Source organism: Gracilibacillus sp. JCM 18860 (genome assembly GCF_055395245.1).
Genome location: NZ_AP043868.1, coordinates 3,388,344 through 3,407,421 on the forward strand (window position 1 = coordinate 3,388,344; position 19,078 = coordinate 3,407,421).

Annotated in this window: 19 protein-coding genes; 12 read left to right on the forward strand and 7 right to left on the reverse strand. The window is 34.4% G+C overall.

What is annotated here, in order from left to right:
• Positions 1–22: 22 nt before the first annotated feature.
• From ACZ5R4_RS16960 to ACZ5R4_RS16990, 7 genes are all read left to right on the forward strand, one after another.
• Positions 23–1,042 carry a TRAP transporter substrate-binding protein gene (locus tag ACZ5R4_RS16960; RefSeq protein WP_109985312.1) on the forward strand — a complete coding sequence of 340 codons (1,020 nt, stop codon included), beginning with the start codon at positions 23–25 and terminating at the stop codon, positions 1,040–1,042.
• Between the two features lie 112 nt (positions 1,043–1,154).
• Positions 1,155–1,655: a TRAP transporter small permease gene (locus ACZ5R4_RS16965; RefSeq protein ID WP_054860283.1), complete on the forward strand. Its 501-nt coding sequence runs from the start codon at positions 1,155–1,157 to the stop codon at positions 1,653–1,655.
• 15 nt (positions 1,656–1,670) lie between these two features.
• Positions 1,671–2,939: a TRAP transporter large permease gene (locus tag ACZ5R4_RS16970; RefSeq protein WP_109985313.1), complete on the forward strand. Its 1,269-nt coding sequence runs from the start codon at positions 1,671–1,673 to the stop codon at positions 2,937–2,939.
• A 17-nt stretch (positions 2,940–2,956) separates the two neighbouring features.
• Positions 2,957–3,907: a phosphoglycerate dehydrogenase gene (locus ACZ5R4_RS16975; protein ID WP_109985314.1), complete on the forward strand. Its 951-nt coding sequence runs from the start codon at positions 2,957–2,959 to the stop codon at positions 3,905–3,907.
• Positions 3,908–3,936: 29 nt separating this feature from the next.
• Positions 3,937–4,812: a ribokinase gene (gene rbsK / locus ACZ5R4_RS16980; protein WP_464367679.1), complete on the forward strand. Its 876-nt coding sequence runs from the start codon at positions 3,937–3,939 to the stop codon at positions 4,810–4,812.
• 65 nt (positions 4,813–4,877) lie between these two features.
• The gene (locus ACZ5R4_RS16985) at positions 4,878–6,659 is read left to right on the forward strand and encodes an L-fucose isomerase (protein WP_464367680.1); all 1,782 of its coding nucleotides are present in this window, start codon (positions 4,878–4,880) and stop codon (positions 6,657–6,659) included.
• A 390-nt stretch (positions 6,660–7,049) separates the two neighbouring features.
• Complete coding sequence (locus ACZ5R4_RS16990) at positions 7,050–7,250, forward strand: aspartyl-phosphate phosphatase Spo0E family protein (RefSeq protein ID WP_054860285.1); 201 nt, start codon at positions 7,050–7,052, stop codon at positions 7,248–7,250.
• A gap of 557 nt (positions 7,251–7,807) precedes the next feature.
• On the opposite strand, the gene ACZ5R4_RS16995 is transcribed toward ACZ5R4_RS16990, so the two are convergent.
• The 6 genes from ACZ5R4_RS16995 to ACZ5R4_RS17020 all read right to left on the reverse strand — a co-directional run bounded on the left by ACZ5R4_RS16995 (position 7,808) and on the right by ACZ5R4_RS17020 (position 11,414).
• Positions 7,808–8,293, reverse strand: a complete 486-nt coding sequence (locus ACZ5R4_RS16995; RefSeq protein WP_109985317.1) for a spore coat protein — start codon at positions 8,291–8,293, stop codon at positions 7,808–7,810.
• A 204-nt stretch (positions 8,294–8,497) separates the two neighbouring features.
• Positions 8,498–9,358: a DUF421 domain-containing protein gene (locus ACZ5R4_RS17000; RefSeq protein WP_464367681.1), complete on the reverse strand. Its 861-nt coding sequence runs from the start codon at positions 9,356–9,358 to the stop codon at positions 8,498–8,500.
• Between the two features lie 17 nt (positions 9,359–9,375).
• Complete coding sequence (locus ACZ5R4_RS17005) at positions 9,376–9,582, reverse strand: DUF1657 domain-containing protein (protein ID WP_054860287.1); 207 nt, start codon at positions 9,580–9,582, stop codon at positions 9,376–9,378.
• Positions 9,583–9,608: 26 nt separating this feature from the next.
• Complete coding sequence (gene spoVAD, locus ACZ5R4_RS17010) at positions 9,609–10,613, reverse strand: stage V sporulation protein AD (RefSeq protein ID WP_464367682.1); 1,005 nt, start codon at positions 10,611–10,613, stop codon at positions 9,609–9,611.
• A 1-nt stretch (position 10,614) separates the two neighbouring features.
• Positions 10,615–11,094, reverse strand: a complete 480-nt coding sequence (spoVAC, locus tag ACZ5R4_RS17015) for a stage V sporulation protein AC (protein ID WP_109985321.1) — start codon at positions 11,092–11,094, stop codon at positions 10,615–10,617.
• A gap of 113 nt (positions 11,095–11,207) precedes the next feature.
• Positions 11,208–11,414: a DUF1657 domain-containing protein gene (locus ACZ5R4_RS17020; RefSeq protein WP_054860289.1), complete on the reverse strand. Its 207-nt coding sequence runs from the start codon at positions 11,412–11,414 to the stop codon at positions 11,208–11,210.
• 198 nt (positions 11,415–11,612) lie between these two features.
• Between ACZ5R4_RS17020 and ACZ5R4_RS17025 the strand changes: the two genes are divergently transcribed.
• Positions 11,613–12,185: a YkoP family protein gene (locus tag ACZ5R4_RS17025; RefSeq protein ID WP_342767754.1), complete on the forward strand. Its 573-nt coding sequence runs from the start codon at positions 11,613–11,615 to the stop codon at positions 12,183–12,185.
• A gap of 123 nt (positions 12,186–12,308) precedes the next feature.
• On the opposite strand, the gene ACZ5R4_RS17030 is transcribed toward ACZ5R4_RS17025, so the two are convergent.
• Complete coding sequence (locus ACZ5R4_RS17030) at positions 12,309–13,160, reverse strand: metallophosphoesterase (protein ID WP_109985322.1); 852 nt, start codon at positions 13,158–13,160, stop codon at positions 12,309–12,311.
• 102 nt (positions 13,161–13,262) lie between these two features.
• On the opposite strand from ACZ5R4_RS17030, the gene ACZ5R4_RS17035 reads away from it, so the two are divergent.
• The 4 genes from ACZ5R4_RS17035 to ACZ5R4_RS17050 all read left to right on the forward strand — a co-directional run bounded on the left by ACZ5R4_RS17035 (position 13,263) and on the right by ACZ5R4_RS17050 (position 19,010).
• Entirely contained in the window at positions 13,263–14,381 is a 1,119-nt protein-coding gene (locus tag ACZ5R4_RS17035; protein ID WP_109985323.1) for an MGDG synthase family glycosyltransferase, read from the forward strand.
• A 214-nt stretch (positions 14,382–14,595) separates the two neighbouring features.
• Positions 14,596–15,300: a DUF421 domain-containing protein gene (locus ACZ5R4_RS17040; protein WP_054860290.1), complete on the forward strand. Its 705-nt coding sequence runs from the start codon at positions 14,596–14,598 to the stop codon at positions 15,298–15,300.
• Positions 15,301–15,579: 279 nt separating this feature from the next.
• Positions 15,580–16,605, forward strand: coding sequence for a substrate-binding domain-containing protein (locus ACZ5R4_RS17045; RefSeq protein ID WP_054860291.1), 1,026 nt, complete (start codon positions 15,580–15,582; stop codon positions 16,603–16,605).
• 50 nt (positions 16,606–16,655) lie between these two features.
• A complete protein-coding gene (locus ACZ5R4_RS17050) occupies positions 16,656–19,010 on the forward strand; it encodes a hypothetical protein (RefSeq protein ID WP_464367683.1) in 2,355 nt (784 codons plus the stop codon).
• Positions 19,011–19,078: the final 68 nt, after the last annotated feature.

Sequence of the window (19,078 nt, forward strand, 5' to 3'; positions counted from 1 at the left end):
TTAAAAAGAAAGAGGGGTAAAAATGAAAAAAATATTGCAAGGTTTGTTATTAATGGGCTTAGTGTTGATGATTGTTGGATGTGGCGCTAATAAATCTAGTGGAGATAGTGACAAAGAGCAATATACAGTTAGAATAGCTGGTGGAGCTGTAGGGCCAGAACATTCTTTAACTAAAACCTTTAACTTTATAAAAGAAGAACTTGAGGAAAAATCGGATGGAAGATTTAAGGTAGATTTGAATGTAGCTGGTGAACTTGGAGAAGATAGAGAAATTATTGAAGCAATGCAAATGGGGGAAGTGCATTTAGCATCACCTTCACCTGCAGCACTTGGAGGATTTAACGAGTCTGTAGCCATTTTGGACATGCCATTTTTATTCACTAATCGTGAAATAGCATATGAAGTGTTAGACGGGGAACCTGGTCAAATGATATTAGATGGTTTAGAGAGTTCAGGTTTTAAAGGGCTTGGTTATTTCGAAAACGGATTCAGAAATGTTACTAATAATGTTCAGCCAATTGAATCTGTTGAGGATTTTGAAGGATTATCGATTCGAACAATGCAAAACCAAACACATATAAGAGCATGGGAATTGCTTGGGGCTAATCCAACTCCTATGGCTTTTGGCGAATTATATTCCGCATTACAACAAGGCACAGTGGATGGACAAGAAAATCCATTTGGACTTATTCTTGCTAATAAATTTTTTGAAGTACAAGACTACTTGACCGTAACGAACCATGTATATGCACCTAATGTTATTATTACCAACAAAGAATTCTATGATAGTCTTCCAGATGACCTACGAACTATTTTCGATAATGCTATTCAAGCAGCTATTGAACATAACCGTGAATTAGCACAAGAGGAAGAAGTAACAGCTAGACAAGAATTAGAAGAGCAGGGTATGGAAGTGTATGAGTTTTCACAGGAGCAATTGGAAGAGATGCAAGAAATCACATTACCTGTTTATGAAGAATTCAAAGATCAGATCGGTGCCGAAGTAGTGGATACATTCTTAGGCGCTTCTCGTAATAAATAGTAAGTCAGGGAGGGAGGATTGTAACATCTTCCTATCCCTTAGTAAAAAATAGTGTGTATGAGGATAGAAAATAACAAATGATATCATGCAAGTCTAAGTAGGAGGTCTAAACATGACCATAATGAAGAAATTAAACCAACACATTGAAGAATGGATGCTAGTTCTGTTACTTGTAGTGTCCTTGTCTTCTATTACATTGCAAATTTGTATGCGTTTTATCTTTGATAATTCTTTGGCATGGTCTGAAGAATTAGCAAGATATTGCTTTATTTGGCTTATTTATATTGGCATTGCTTATGGTGTAAAAAGGTCAAGACATATATGCTTAGATGTTGTTTATGACATTGTACCAATTCCAGTTAAGAAAGTAATGCTTGTTGCTTCTTATATACTAGTTGGAATTTTTGCAATCGTAGTCATTTATTATAGCTATTTCATGATTGAACAAATTGTGAGTTTTGGACAAAAAAGTGCAGCGATGAGAATCAATATGGCTTATGTTTATCTATCTGTTCCAGTTGGGATGGCTTTGACTATCCTAAGAGTGATTCAAAACATGGTATATGTATTCAAGAATGGAGATGTTACAGAACTGCAAGAGGATTTGTTCTAAAAGGGGGGATAAGAAATGACTGCTTTACTATTATTTGTTTCGTTTATTTTTTTTATGATTGTAAGAGTTCCAATCGGATTTTCACTTGGATTAGCTTGTCTAGTTACCATTTTTTACAGTGGTTCGGTATCGCCCCAATATTTAGTGCAAGGGTTAGTGACATCAGCCGATTCCTTTCCCTTAATGGCAATACCCTTTTATATACTAGCAGGTGAAGTAATGGGACAAGGTGGTATTTCAAAGAGACTATTTGATTTTGCGAAAATATTTGTTGGCAATATTACTGGAGGATTAGCTATTGCAACAGTTATTACATGTATCTTCTTTGCAGCGATTTCGGGATCAGGTCCTGCTACTGTTGCAGCTATTGGTGGAATGGTTATCCCACTGATGGTTAAACAAGGTTATGATAAGAAATTTGCAACAGCTATAATAGTAGCAGCTGGTACAATCGGTGTAATCATTCCTCCAAGTATTCCTATGGTGATTTATGGTGTCTCAGCTTCGGCTTCTATTGGAGATATGTTTATGGCAGGAATTATTCCTGGATTAATTGTTGGGTTATTGCTCATTTTGTATAGTTACTTCTATGCAAAATTCCATAACTATGAAAAGGATATTCAATCATTTTCTTTCCAGAGATTATGGAATGAATTCAAAGAGGCTGCTTGGTCATTAGCTATGCCTGTAATTATCCTTGGTGGTATTTACGGTGGGGTGTTTACTCCAACTGAAGCAGCTGTTGTTGCAACAGTTTACGGTTTGATTATTGGTGTGTTTGTGTATCGGGAGTTGGATCTAAAGAAATTATACAATGTCTTTAGAAATTCAGCATTAACAACAGCTGTTATTTTAATTATTACAGGTACGGCAACATTTTTTGGAAGAATCCTATCTATTGAAAATATACCTGAAATAGTAGCGTCTGCGATAACAAGTATTTCAGATAATCCAATTATATTATTAATTTTAATCAATCTTTTCCTCTTATTTGTTGGTACTTTCATGGATGTCATTGCTTCTATTATTATTCTTACTCCAATATTATTACCTGTTGCATTGGAGATCGGTGTCGATCCAATTCATTTTGGTATTATTCTTGTTGTAAATCTAGCAATTGCCTTGATTACACCACCAATAGGAGGGAGTTTATTTGTAGGGATTGGTATTTCGCGGTTATCTATATGGGATTTAAGTAAAGCGATTGTTCCAATGTTTTTCTTAATGGTATTAGCACTTATGATCGTAACCTTTTTACCGCAAATCAATCTATTATTACCTTAATCAAGGAGGATAAGAGAATGAAAGTACTAGTGACAGCAACAAATTACTCAATATTATGCGAAGAAGCAAAGCAATTACTTGAGAATAATGGATTCGAAGTAATGGAAAATCCCCATGATCGCCCGATGACATTCGATGAATTAAAGGAAATTGTAACAGATATAGAAGCTGTTGTAGCAGGAGTAGATACATGGAATGAAGCTGTGTTTGCCATTGCACCAAAACTAAAGATTATTTCAAGATTTGGTGTAGGAGTAGATAATATTGATCTCGATAAAGCAAAAGAACATGGAATTAGAGTAACTAATGCACCAAGGTTAAATTCAAATGCTGTAGCAGAGCTTACGATTAATTTTATTTTAAATGCATTACGAAATACGCCAAATCTACATGAGTCTACGAGAAAAGGTAATTGGGAACGGTTCGTAGGAAATGAGCTCCAAAACAGAAGTGTTGGTTTATTAGGATTTGGTAATATCGCTCAAAGTGTAGCAAGAAAATTACAAGGCTTTGATGTGGATATCTATGCATATGACAAATATCCAAATGAACAAATTGCCAGAGAATTAAATGTTCAAATCGTTCCATATGAAGAGATACTTGAAAAATGTGATATAGTCAGCATGCATTTACCATTATTAGAAGAAACGCACCATTTTATGGATGATAATAAATTTACCAAAATGAAACAAGGTTCTTATTTTGTTAACACATCAAGAGGGTCTTTAGTAGATGAGAAAGCATTATATCGAGCGTTAAAATCGGGTAGCTTGACCGCAGCTGCTATTGATGTATATGAGGAAGAGCCTACGAATAAGGAGAATCCACTATTTGAGCTAGATAATGTAATAACCACACCACATACAGCTGCAGAGACATTTGAGGTGTATCATAATGTAAGTTTATTGACGGCAAAAGCGATTATTGATGTGAAGAATGGGGCACAACCGGAAAATTTATTGAATTAATTTTATCAAGACACGGAAGGTTGAGAACTATGAATAGAGAGCCTGTTATAACGGTCCTTGGAAGTATTAATATGGATATTTCCATTGAATTGGAACGTCGTCCTGATAAAGGGGAAACCATTAAGGGTAGTTCCTATCATCATTTTTCAGGTGGAAAAGGTGCCAATCAGGCAATTGCAATGGCGCGTCTAGGTGCAAAAGTAAATTTTATTGGAAAAATTGGTGATGATGAATATGGGAAAATATTAATAGAATATCTCAGGAATGAAAAGATAGATGTAAAGGGAATTAAAGTGGAACCATCCATGGCTACTGGTGTTGCATTTATTACACTAGCTGATGGAGACAATAGCATTATTTTTATACCAGGGGCTAATCATAGCGTGAATGGTGCTTATGTTGAACAACATAAGCACCTATTGAAAGAGAGTGATCTGGTAGTTTCACAATTGGAGATTCCGATGGCAGCTGTAGAGAAAACAGCCACAATATGTAAAGAGTATGACATTCCTTTTATCTTAAACCCTGCTCCAGCAGCAGATCTTTCTAGTAATCTATTAGAAAAGGTTACTTATTTAACACCAAACTCAATTGAAGAAAAATCGATTAAAGTACAACATGTAGCCGGATTGGAAAACAAGTTGATTGTAACAGCAGGTAAGGATGGGGTATATGTAGTTGAAAATGGTGAGAAAGTTCACATTCCTGCATATCAAATACAACCAGTTGATACCACAGGTGCTGGTGATACTTTTAACGGTGCTTTTGCCTATTTTATTGCAAAACAGCATCCATTGGTTGAGGCTTGTCATTTTGCCAACGCTGCAGCTGCACTTTCCACATTGAAAAAAGGTGCCCAAAACGGTATGCCGAGCAAAGAAGAGTTATTTCAATTTATTCATTAACAACAAATGAGCTTTTATTGAGTATATGCATAGAAACGATATACAAGCTTGAAAGGAGTATTTAGGTGAATAATATTTACGAATGGAAACCAAAAATCGGGATTAGGCCGATACTCGATGGGAGAAGAAGAGGGATTAGGGAATCGTTAGAAGCAAAAACAATGAAGATGGCTCATTCGCTAGTCGACTTTTTAAAAGAGCATATTCACTATCCAGACGGAGAGACTGTAGAGTGTGTGATAGCAGATACGACAATAGGTGGTGTGGCAGAGGCGAATAAGTGTGAGGAAAAGTTTAAGAAAAATAACGTAACTTTAACGATCAGTGTAACACCATCTTGGGCTTATGGGTCTGAAACGATTGATATGGATCCTGCACGGCCAAAAGCGATTTGGGGATTTAATGGTACTGAAAGACCAGGCAGTGTTTATTTAGCTGCAGCTTTAGCAGCACATAATCAACTTGGAATACCAGCATTTGGTATATATGGGGAAGAAGTGCAAGATGTTGATGATCATTCGATCCCTGTAGATGTACAAAAGAAGTTATTGCTTTTTGCAAGGGCTGGATTGGCAGTAGGTATGATGAAAGATAAGTCCTATCTTGCAATGGGAACAGTATCAATGGGAATATTAGGATCTCATGTCCAAACAGATTTTTTTCAAAAATATTTAGGGATGAGAAATGAATTTATTGATATGACTGAATTCATAAGAAGAATTGAACAAGGAATTTATGATAAGAATGAATTTGAAAAAGCGAGAAAATGGGTTGCAGAGAATTGCGCCCAAGGTGAAGATAAAAATAACCCTAAAAATCAAAGATCAGAAGAACAAAAACAGAGTGACTGGAATTTTGTTATTAAGATGACTTTGATTGCTAGAGATTTAATGAGGGGAAATCCTCTATTAAAGGAAATGGGATATGAGGAAGAAGCGGAAGGACATCATGCACTGATTGCTGGATTTCAGGGACAAAGACAATGGACGGATCATTTCCCAAATGGCGATTTCATGGAGGCTATCTTAAATTCTTCTTTCGATTGGAATGGATTAAGGCCACCGATAGTGTTTGCAACAGAGAATGATAATTTAAATGCTGTCTCGATGATGTTTGGTCATTTGTTAACCAACACTCCTCAGTTATTTGCAGATGTTAGAAGTTATTGGAGCCCAGAAGCTGTTCAGCGTGTTTGTGATGGATATCAATTGCAGGGCTTAGCAAAAACAGGAATTATCCATCTGAAAAATTCCGGATCTGCTGCGATCGATTTTGCAGGTGAAATGTACAGTGGAAAAGATCCAGCTATTAAATCTTATTGGGAAATAACAGAGAAGGAAATATCTAATACACTTGCTGATATTACATGGTATCCTGCCAATACAGAATATTTCCGTGGAGGAGGGTTTTCTTCACAATTTTATACAGATGTTGAAATGCCTGTCACCATGTTTCGGGTAAACCTAGTGGATGGATTAGGACCTGTATTACAAATTGCAGAAGGATACACCGTCTGCTTGCCAAATGAAATTAGTAAAACATTAGATGATAGGACAGACCCTACATGGCCAACAACATGGTTTGTTCCAAACTTAACTGGAAAAGGTGTTTTTAAAGATGTGTACAATGTGATGAATCATTGGGGATCCAATCATGCATCAATTAGTTATGGACATATAGGGGCGGACTTAATTACACTCGCGTCTATGTTAAGAATACCCGTAAATATGCACAATGTTAGTAGTGATAACATATTCCGCCCATCTGCATGGAATGCCTTTGGCACAGCAAATTTAGAATTTGCAGACTATCAGGCATGTAGTAACTTTGGACCATTATATGGATAAAAAATAAGGGACATCTATAATATATATAACATTAACGTCTCAGCTAAGGATAGGTGGGGCGTTAATCATGTATATGCTTTGCTCGAAAATGGTTCTAAATTCTATAGATTTGAACATGAAAGGAGAAACTGTATCATCAGTCCAATAATCATATATTGAAATTAATAAATATGTCGTTAGAAATAGGGGAGTTTCGAAAGGTGTTTTAGTTTATAAAAGGGATTTATGATATTTCTTTACTCCATTATAAAATAGTGATGAAACTTATAATGTCTTGGGATATTTCGGATTATTATGTATATATAAGTAAACTCCCTGTTTATGTTAATAGCTTCTATTAGTCCTGTTTCTATTTAGAAGATGCGTTATTTTTCCGTATGGAGGGGTCAGATGAATAAATGTGATGTATCTCTACTTTTGCACAGTATGGAATTAAAAAGAAAGGAAATGTACGATATTGCTAGTGTAGAAGGGATAGATTCTCCTAATGTTATCAAAGCTTCCAAAGAATTAGATCGTTTAATTAGTGATTTTCAATATAAGGGGTATCCTACTTTGGATTGCCAAAAGTATATTCAAAAGCTTCGATGATTCTCTAAGGTTGTATCATTAAGCATGCTTAAATCTTATACCCACATGTCTTTATGGCAAGTAGGTTTTTACTTAAATCTATACTAAGATAATTTTAAATTATTGAGTAATCTTATATCGGCTTCTCAATGTACATTGTACAATTTCCTTAAGAAAGGAGGGTTTAAAATGGAAAATCTACCTAATTTACCTATTGATTCATCTTTGTTGGAATTATTGCTTCAATTACTTGGTTCTATACTTCCTTTATAATTAGAATTTCCATCTATAATGTCTTGGTCACTAACCCATCCAAAATCAGGATGGGTTAGAAATGCTTCAATGATAAGTCAATCAGTAAGACCATTTTTCCTCGAATAGGATTAGTGGGGTTTACCCAATTATGTTCTGCAGTTGGACTTCTGTGTAAAGTCGAACAAGTTCGTTATAGGTTTGGTTGACGGATCAGCTTATCTGGAAACCAAACACCGACTCAGCAACATTAATTTCTTGGCTAATTGTACAGCTTCTAAGAATAGACTTCATTTCTTGGATTATAAATCGATATGACTGAATTACTACATAGTCAAAGCCCTTTTTGCAAGCATCATATCATGATTCAGAAGTTTATTTAAGTCATAAGAAGGATATAAACCGTTATTGTACATATAATTATAAATTCGCTCATGACAATTAATCGCTAGATTTAGTTGCTTCTTAAACACCGCCCTCAATGCAGGGGTCGATGTTTCAGTGATTGCAATCCCATAGTTCCTAACTGATGTTTTTGCGAAGGCTAATAAATCTCCTGCTAAGAAGCTGTCTGTTACACGGTATTCACTTGATGGCCCTGGGTGAGGCGCAAAAGGATAAAATTGGAGTAACTCCTTTAAGTTCACTTCAAGTTCTTGAATGGTCTGTAAATAGATATTATACAGATTATGGTCCTGGATATTGTTTAATCCATTTTTTAGTTTCATTAAACCGATGGATTGAAATGCAACCAGCTCATGAAGCTCAAGTGTTTCATGCCAGGCAAGTGTTTGATGATGAGTATGATTCATTTTCTTTCTCCTTTTTAGTTTATTCAGTCTAGCGTATGAACAGGAGAAGAAATAGGTGCTTACCCTATAAACGATGAATTGTAATTAAGGACTTTTTAAAAAGCTTAGTAAAGCTATTGTTAGAAATCAACAGTTGATTAGTAGTTCGGTTATTTTTTGAATGACATCAAAACGTAGTTATTTGGATCCCTTGCTGTACAAAAATTAATTTTTAAGAAATGGTGTTAATTTTTGTATCGAATTTTCCAACTTTTTAACATTATTTATATAAAGACTTTTGGCTTTCTTAGAATCAGTTGCCAAGGCAAAGAGCTCTAAGTCGGCTTGACATTTCTTTAAATGAGCAAGTATAAGTGGTCTCTCTTGATCTTCTGGAACCTGTATTTTATCATCAAATAAATCGACAGTTAGGGCTCCATAAGAATTTACTTGTCCCAGAAATACATTTTCGAGCATAACATTCTTCTTAGCTAACTCTGTTTGTAACCACCTACGATTTTTTCCGATGGCTGTTAGAGCTTCATCTAAAATTTCTCCGTCCATGATGACCGATTGCGTTTCTTTTTCATTCACACTGTCTAGACCGATATCCTTGCGTGTAAGGGGACGAAAATCTTTTTTAGGGAGAACACTTAACGACCCCTTTGCTTCAAGAACAGCATATTCTACCTCTGACAGATCAAATATATCTTTACCTCGTAGTAATTGTAACAGCTCATCTGTCGTATATTTTTCTTTTTTTAAGTTTTCTTCAAGTATTTTTCCGTCTTTAATGATTACCGTTCCAGATCCTTCTACAAAATCACGGAATTTTTTGCTGTGAACGGAAATAAATTCTACGAGATAGATTAGTAAAGAAAGAACACATATCCCTATAATGCCATGCCAGACTTTATTGTCTGTATTAATAATAACCTCGGAAGCTATACTACCAATCGTAATTCCTGATACATATTCGAAAAAACTTAATTCTGACAACTGTTTTTTTCCTAATAGTCTTGTCAAAAGAAATAAAGCGACTAAAAAGAGAATGACTCTGACGACTATAATTAACCATTCTGGCATCAATATACCTCCTTGGGTTAAAATCCTTTATATTGCTCTTCCTCTCGCTCCAATTCACCAATTCGTTTCATGATGTCTTGTTTAATTTCTTCCATTACAAGCATTTGTTCATGAAAGAGGCGTTTTGCCTCTTCATCACTTGAGTTAATTGCAAGTGATGAAAGCCCGGCTTCTATTGATTTTAATGTGGCAAGACATTGCTTTACATTAGAACTCACTGTCATTGATTGTTACTCCTTTGTTTAAAGAGTTATTTTTTCATATTTTGATGTTCAATCGAAACGGCATGTGCAATGCAAGGTATTGTTTCGTTTTGCTGAATAGTCAAAGGGGAAAGTAATGCACCTGTAGCGACTACAAGCATTCGTTTTATTTCTCCTTTTTTCATTCGATTCAACAAATGCCCATAAACCACTACAGCTGAACATCCTGCACCACTAGCTCCTGCTAATACAGGCTGGTCTTCCCGGTAAATCATTAATCCACAATCTTGAAACTGTTTTTCTGTTATGGGAGTGTGATGTTTTTTAAAAAGATCAAGTGCACATTCTCTCCCAATATGTCCAAGATCCCCTGTCACGATTAAGTCATAGTAAGAAGGATCAATATTTCGTTCTTTCATGTGCGTTTCGATGGTATCGACAGCTGCAGGGGCCATTGCACCTCCCATATTGAATGGATCGGTTAATCCCATATCAATTACTTTTCCAATTGTCGCAGAAGTAACAACAGGACCTTCTCCTTTATTCATGACTAACGATACACCTGCACCTGTAACCGTCCATTGGGATGTTGGTGGTTTTTGTGCTCCATATTCCGTTGGATAACGAAATTGTTTTTCAACTGCTGCGTTGTGGCTAGATGAGCCGGTCAATATACAGTTGGCACCACCATGATTTACAATGAAAGAGGCTAATGCTAGTCCTTCCATTGATGTAGAACAGGCACCAAATAAACCTAAGTAAGCTGCACCAATCGTTTTCGCTGAGAAACTTGTTGGTGTAATCTGGTTAATTAAATCACCTGCAAGGAAATACTCGACTTTTTCTTTAGTAATACCCGCTTTTTCTGTCGCTCGTAAGGATGCTTCTTCCAATAGGACCTTATGAGCCTTCTCATACGAATCTTCCTTTAACCAGAGATCCTCATGTAACAAATCATAATCTTCGGCTATTTTTCCTTTCGCCTCAAATGGACCACCAACTGTACCTGTTGAGACGATTACGGGGTTGTTGTCGAAAATCCATGTGCGCATTTTATAGGCCACCCCACTGAATCAAAATTGTTTTTATTAGGGTGATTACAAAAGCAGAAAATACCCCAAATAAAATAACAGACCCTGCAAGCTTAAACATGTTTCCACCTACTCCGAGAACAAATCCTTCCGTGCGATGTTCAATTGCTGCCGATATAACAGCATTTCCGAATCCTGTAACGGGTACAGCCGTCCCTGCGCCTGCGAATTGAGCAAATCTATCGTAGACACCAAATCCTGTTAAAAACATCGTAATAAAGATCAATACGGCTACAGTTGGATTACCAGCTGTTTGTTCCGTAAAATCGAAATAATACATGAAAAAAGTTTGGATGCACTGACCAATCAAGCAAATAAATCCGCCGACTAAGAAAGCTTTTATACAATTCTTAAGGATAGGCCTTTTTACTTCACGTTCACTTTGAAATTGTTGATATTCTTGTTGAACAGGGGTCAAGTTCTTTTTTTGATTATTGGACATGAACACACCTACTTTTATGTTTTTTCTTTTAGAGTGTTTTATTTTTTATCTTCATCTAAGCTGGATGAAGAAGGAAAAGTTAGCTCTAATTAGCAAAACTTTTCCTTTAATCATTACTGTTGCTTGTATTGCGGTTCCTCTTGTTCCATTTCATGAACACGACTTTCCAAGTTATTTATTATAGATTGTGTGTCTTGCGCTGATTGCTCGTATAGTTGTTTAGCTTGTTGATTGTCCGTGCTGAGTGCGAAGGTTTCAAAACTTGCTTGTGCCGTTTTTAAACCTGCTAAGGTCGTTTTTACATCATTTATAACTGTCACTATTGTTCACTCCTTTTTTACATTTTTATTACAAAATCTATTTTTTGCAATTCTTCCATATATATAAATAACTGTTTATTCCAATTCACACCATAACAAAAACTGGATGGCTTTTAGAGTGGTTGAAAATTTTCCCGGAATAATCGCAAGTCGATTTGGCAAAATAGTAATGGAATTATTTAAGAGAGGAAAAGAAAATTGAAGATTAAGTTATATGTAATTACATTATGGTCAATGATAGATCCGATTTACTTTATGTTTACTCGTCTCCGCTATATAGATAATAAAAAAGGGGACGACCGTAATATTTTTCGGGTGCGTTTAACACGATATAAAGGAAAAGAATCAATGCTATCGGACGGTACTATCATACAAAGAAATGATATATTAGTTAAAATCCATCTACATAATGCTCTATTAATAAAAAATGTAAGAAATATAAAAAGTGATGTTAGAAAGGCTATGGTCATTCATCAAAGTGTGGAAAAATCGTTACCTCAACTTGCTGAATATGTAAAAAACCATTCTAATTTCAGTGAGATAAAAGGCGTTATAGGTATCACTATGTTGAATCGAGGAAGCTCTAAATTAGGCTTTGACTCTGTAGAAATTAGCAGTTTATTGTATAAATCCTTTAAATATTCTGCTTTACTCCCTATATATTGGCTTTCCGTTCGTTCACTTTCCATACATCATTTAAAGAAGCATTCGCCATGTTATCTATTCATGTCGAAGGAAACCTTGCTAAACAAATATATACACAACAAGTAATATAAAAAAGAAAGAACTCCTGCTGCTACTCAGAAGTTCTATTGCTTCATACAATTCTGGAAGGAATGTATATTCTTACTCATCTAATGAATAATAAGCCTATTGAGCCATAACAGGATACCCCTAAATAGCCGAAAGTAAACTCGTATTTCTCTTTGCCATGGATAGTTGATGAATCGTGATTTCTGGTAGACTTCCAATCCTAATGTTTACCCCGGTTTGGCCTAATCCCTCGCTTATATAGTAAGGACGTCCATCCTGTGATTGAAGTCCTTTGATAATATTCATTCTAGCAAGCTTCCCCATTTTCGCAAGATGGTATGCTTTTGGGTAACAAATTTGACCACCATGGAAATGGCCAGCTAACAAATAATCAAAGTGGTACTTTTTCATTTCAAGTACAATATTAGGGTCGTGTGTTAATACTAAGTTCATTCCATTTTGGATATCTTTATAAGAAATTTCTAAATCACTACGTTTTGTACTGAAATCATCGATTCCAATAATGTTTAATGCTTGATTGTCAATATAAATCGTCTCATTTCTGTTTTGCATCACGTTACAATTATATTTCTTAAGTGTATCTATCAAATATTGTAGGCTTTCTCCTTTTAAAACATAATCATGATTACCTAAAACAGCATAAATACCATACTTAGGGTTTAATCGATTTAAAGCATTCAAATAGGGGACAAGCTTTGGAATTGTCCGTTTTCGATCAAGAAAATCTCCTGTAAGGGCAATTAAATCAATGCTTTCATTTTTTAGCTCTTCATACAATCTATCAGCAGATATAGAAATATTCTCTAGATGCAAATCGGAAAGGTGTAAAATATTTAAGCTCGAAGTAAATGTACTTTGATTTTTGTTATCTATTTTAATTTTTTTAACAACAATATTTTGTGTGTTTTTATAAGCTTTGAAAATAAAAAAGGTAATTACAATAAATAAACAAACAAATATTAACATATGGATATCACTCCTCTAGTACTAATTATACAGAATAAATTCCTTTATTTGTAAGGTAATAAATGGATAAGCTACCAACATAGATTTTGATTTATAAAGAGGTGCATCATGAAAATCCATTCAAAAAAGATATTAGTTCTCCCATTTTTAAAAATTCCTTCAGGTCACCAACAAGTTGCCGATTCATTAATTCAGGATATTCAATCAAATGAAGCACGAATGGAATGTGAAAAAGCAGAAATACTGTCATATAGTTATGGAAAAATGGAATCTTTTGTGTCAGCTTTCTATCTTAAATGGATCCATTTATTTCCTAATCTATACAATTGGGTATATCAACAAAGTGTTTATCGAAATATAGAACAAAACAAAAAATTTAGGATGTATGAACTACTCTTTCTAGCTCGAATGAAACAATTAGTAGAAGAGATGCAACCAGATTGTATAATTTGTACCCATGCACTGCCTTCTTATATGCTAAATGCCTTGAAAGAAAAAAATACGATCAAAACCCCTGTGATTAATGTTTATACTGATTTTTTTATACACAGCTTTTGGGGGACAACGTATATCGATTTTCATTTAGTTTCTACTCCTTATATGAAGGAATTGTTAATAAAAAAAGGAATTCAAGCACAACGTATTTGGTATACAGGGATACCTGTTCATCATGAGATCAGGCCAAATACCAATCCAGCTATGAAACATCATTCCCCATTTTTATCCATTTTAGTGACTGGTGGAAATTTAGGGGTAGGGGCGTTGGAGGATTTATTAAAAAGCATAGAAACTACTGGTAAAATAAAATATTTCGTCTTATGTGGGAAAAATAACCGGCTGTATCAAAGGCTGAAAAGCTTAAATAATCCATTCTTTATTCCCTTAACCTATATTTCATGTAGAAAGGAAATGAATGAACTTTATGATTCGATAGACGGTATTTTAACAAAACCTGGTGGAGTGACAATAAGTGAAGGCTTAAGGAAAAGAAAGCCTATTTTTATTTATCATGCACTTCCGGGACAAGAGGTTATCAATCTTCACCAATTACAAAAGCTAGGAGTGGTTTTCTATCTAAACAGCTGGGACCATATGGAGAGTCAGCTACTCACTTTTTTTAAAAGTAAAGAACATCTTGAAAAAATGAAATCAAATATAGAGAACTACCACCATCAACTAATGGATAAAACAATATCAGAGCTTGTATGTCAAATCCTACCACGCTGACTATCTGTAGGCTTGATGGAAGTTACCCCTTTATAAATATCCTAAAGTCCTGTAGAAGGGGGAGTTGGTAAATTGTTGTTTAAGCATAAGGGATGTTTATGGTTGGCTATGTTGTCTATGAAGATACAAATATTGATAACATATCTAATTTTTAAAAGGTAAGAATAAAATGGGGAGATTTTATCACATTTTAATATACTAGGAAGTGGTTTTTATGGATTTTTTAGGTGGTCAGGAATCGCTTACTGCTTTGGAATGGGCTCTAAGAGCAATTGTCAGTTTCTTATTTTTATTATTCGTAGCTAAGATAATGGGACAGAGATCAATTTCACAGCTAAGATTTTTGGATTTTGTCATCGCATTGCTAATAGGAAACATTATTGCACACCCTTTGTCTGATGAACAGCTAGGGTTAAAAGGGTCTACTATTACTATAAGTGTGCTCGTAATTTTGTACCTTACTGGCGTTTTACTGAGCTTGAAGTGGCAAGGGATTAGAAAGGTATTTGAACCTTCTCCACTACCACTAGTAGAATATGGGAAAATTAATTATTATAATTTAAATAAGGCTAAAATATCGATTGATTTTCTTTTATCCGAACTACGAAGGGAAAAAGCAGAAGATATTCAAAAGGTTGCACTTGCATTATGGGAGCCTGGAGGATTTATATCTGTATTCTTATATCCTCAATACCAGCCAATTACTCAGTCTAATTTAACTACAGCCATGGAACCATTTCGTTTCACTAAAGTCATTATTAAAGAACAAATGATAGATTACCATGAATTAAAAAAGCTTGGAAAAGATGAACAATGGTTGTTAATGAAAATAAAGGAAATATATAATGTAGAGTTGAACGATATATTATTGGCTACGATTGATAATAATGAGAATCTTCAAATATTTTTGTATGATTAAATTCATTCTTTTTTCTTATCAATATACAATATGGTACTTTATATAATTAAAGCCAGAAGGCAATAGCTGTGATAATTATTCAGTTTTTTCCCAATGGTAGATAACATAATACAATTGAAACAATATCCCTTTTCTTAGGTTAACGAACATAAATTTCTGAGTCTTCGCAGTCTCTCCTTTAGAAGCTTTAAAAATTAACCTCATTTGACAAGTATAAAAGAATATTGTATTATCATATTGATTAAACGTTTTATCAATATGAATAAAAGGTTGAGAATAATGGCGAATATAAAAGACATAGCAGATTTAGCTAAAGTTTCAGTGGCTACTGTGTCCAATGTATTAAATAACAGAGGACGTGTAGGAGAAGAAACTAGAAAAAAAATATTAAAAATTGTAGAAGAGATGGAGTACAAACCTAACAGAGTAGCTAAAAGTCTTAAAATGAATAAAACACATACGATTGGTGTCATTGTAGAAGATCTTTCTGTATTTAATGCTCCAGAAATAATTGATGGCATAAATGAATTTGCAGAGGAGAATGATTACTCCATATTATTAACAAATTTGCGATTGTTTAAGAAATTCGGCAATCAATTTCCCGATGTAGATACCTACAAGGAAATGGTAATGCCATTATTTCATCAATTATTATCCAACCAAGTAGAGGGGATTATTTATATTGGGATTCATCGTCGTAATGTGAGCGGAATATTACCTGAGAGCAATACACCAGTAGTCTATACTTATTGTGACACTTCTAATGATACAGATATCTCGATAAACTATGATGATTATAAAGCGTCATTCGATGCAACGAACTATTTGATTAAAAAAGGTTATCGAGAAGTTGCACTTATTAGTGGTCTTATTAATTCAGAATCTGCACTTGAGCGTTTTAACGGTTATTGTAAAGCATTGATGGATAGTAGTATTCAATTCAATCCTAATTATGTAAAAACAGGTGATTGGGAATTTGAATCAGGCTATATGATGGCGATGGATCTACTAAAGGAAGAAAAAAGGCCTTCTGCAATCTTAGCTATGAACGACTTAATGGCTGGTGGTGTGCTAAAAGCAGCAAAGGAGTTAAACTTAGATGTTCCGGCTGAACTTGCTATTTTTGGATTTGATAATCGTGAGATCAGCAGTTATTACACACCGAAGCTTTCCACTGTTTCACTGCCTCTTCATGATATGGGGGAAAGGTCTATTAAAACATTGATTGATGTGATCAACGGTAACAATATTAAAACTAACAAAATAAAATTGTTATGTGAATTAATAGAGAGGGATTCTTCATAATCCCATTTTTAACGAAAGATTAATCGTTTAACTATATTGGAGGAATGTAAATGTATGCCCTATCAAATAAAAACTTTTCCTTATTAACAGATGAAAAGGGAATTTTAGATAAACTTCATATTGTTCATGATGCAGTCAACATGAATTGGGTCATTGATAAAGATTATTTAGAGGAACACAACTACCCTGATAATGACAAACTTTTTGGAAATTTTGAACTGATTGTAAATCATAAAATCTACACAAATAAGACGATGATTCCTGCAGTTAATGTAAATGATAATGAGATAGTGTTTGTATATGACTTCTCAGATTTTTTATTGTTTCTCTCATACAGGACTGAGAGTGACAGAGCACTCCAATATCAAATAGCCCTAGAAAGTACTATAGATGAAGATTTAATCATTAATAAGTTTGCTATATGGACTTCTTTAGCATATTTGATGTTTAGAGATGTAAATGTAGCACGAAATATGAGTCATTCGTGTGCTGTTTTTCCACATATCTCCGAGAATTTTACAAAACTAATAGCGAAGAAAAGAGATAATAAGGGACCTGACCTTGGAATGTATTGTATAAAAGGGTCTGTTAAGAATGTAGGAACATTTTGTCGGTATACAAACCGATTTCGAGAGCAAGTATCACCTTCCCTAGACGGAGCATTGTTTCACCAAATAATCCTTATTGATAAAGAATTCTCGAATGGTGATTGGATATATGATCAGATAAAGACCAATAATGTTCTAGAATCAAGATCGGTTAGAGAATGGACATTTGAGTTTATGGTGGAATCGGCAGACAGGAATAAATATCAATTACACCCTACAATTGATTATTCTCCTGTTGTCATTTCAAAACATGAATTTCAGGCAGTAATAGAGCTACCAGAAAAAATGGAAATTAAAGATATAATACTTGTAAAGAAAGATAGCAGGAGTTCAATTCATTCATTTTTGAAAAAGATTTCTGTTAATAAGTATTCCATACGTTTTCCTGTAGAACAGCTTGGTGAGAAGAAATTAGAAGTGATTTTTTCTAACAACAGAACAGATTTTGTAGTGTTTAATGTAATGCCTCCGGTGGAAGAAATAATTAATTCTAGAGCGGAATATCTGATTACTCGGTCATTTATAGAGGATAGTAATCAATCAAATAAATATGGTTTTCAACCCATTTCTAATCAAGGAGAGTCACTAGGTAAGTTGTGTTTTCTCTTAAAAAAGAATCTGTTATCTGAAATAAACGAGGAAGAAGTTCAAAAAGTAGAAAAAAGTGCTGTTTATTATATAAAAAATAAATGGTTTGTGAATGGAAACTTCCAACAACCTATTAATATTCATGGTGATTTTTATAGAATCATAGACTTTGATTATGTTGCACATGTTTTTTATTTATTGTCCTGCTATGGTAATGATACATTGCAATTAAATGACAGAGAAACATATTTGCAATGGGCGGCAGAAGTGATGCTTTTACGATTTGATGAAACCATGCATTCCCAAAAACGTGAAAAAGAAGAAACAAAAATGAATGGTGTCTTTAATTTATTTATTAAAGACCTATTAAAGGATTTAAAATTTTTTTCATCACATTTATATCAACCACTACAAGACTTGTGGAATAGATTTTGTCTAAATATTATTAACCAAAAAGAACAATTTACTGCTGCTATTACAGAACATTATTATGATAATGCAGGATTTGGGCCAACGGCTGAATCTTTGTCTCTATATGGAGATGTGGAAGCTGCAAAAAGATATGGTGAATTAATTCTAGCAAATATCGGTACAAGCAATGATTTTCGTCATCAAAATCCTGATCGTTGGTGGGAGGCATTAAGCTATATGATTCATTCCCTATGGGGAGGACTTGTTTCTCACTCTGCCCTAGTAGTTTTTGAACTTACAGGCGACAAAAGGTATTTACATGCTGCTTATAATTCAATGATGTCAGTACTGTATTGTTATGATTGGAATGCGACTGCCACAAATAATCGAATAATAAAAGGAGAAGCAGCCTCTACTTATAGTGTTGCTTATCCTAACTTAAACAAACGAAGATTATCGCATAATCGTTTCGGACAATCAGTATTTATGGAAGATGAGCCTGAGTTGTTTGCTGGTAATGCGACAGGTGATGACTGGGATATGGGGGAAGAGCTAGTCGCCTATTTAGATGGATTTGGCACAAAGACTTATGTTTATTGTGAAAACGACAAGCTGATATGTGTAAATGGGGAATTGAAAGAAGAAGATGGAGTATATACAATTACTAGTTTTGCAGCATTTCCAAAAGAGATAAAGTTCTATCATATGGAAATGGATGACATCGAAGTGCAAAAAGGCATGAATAAAGTTAGTATAAAGAAATGGAATAATACTTGGCAACAAGTGATGAATACTTAAATTCTTAAGAGGAAGGAGAGTGTAGGCTTCTTCCTTATCTAAAAAAAATCTTGACGACTTTTAAAACC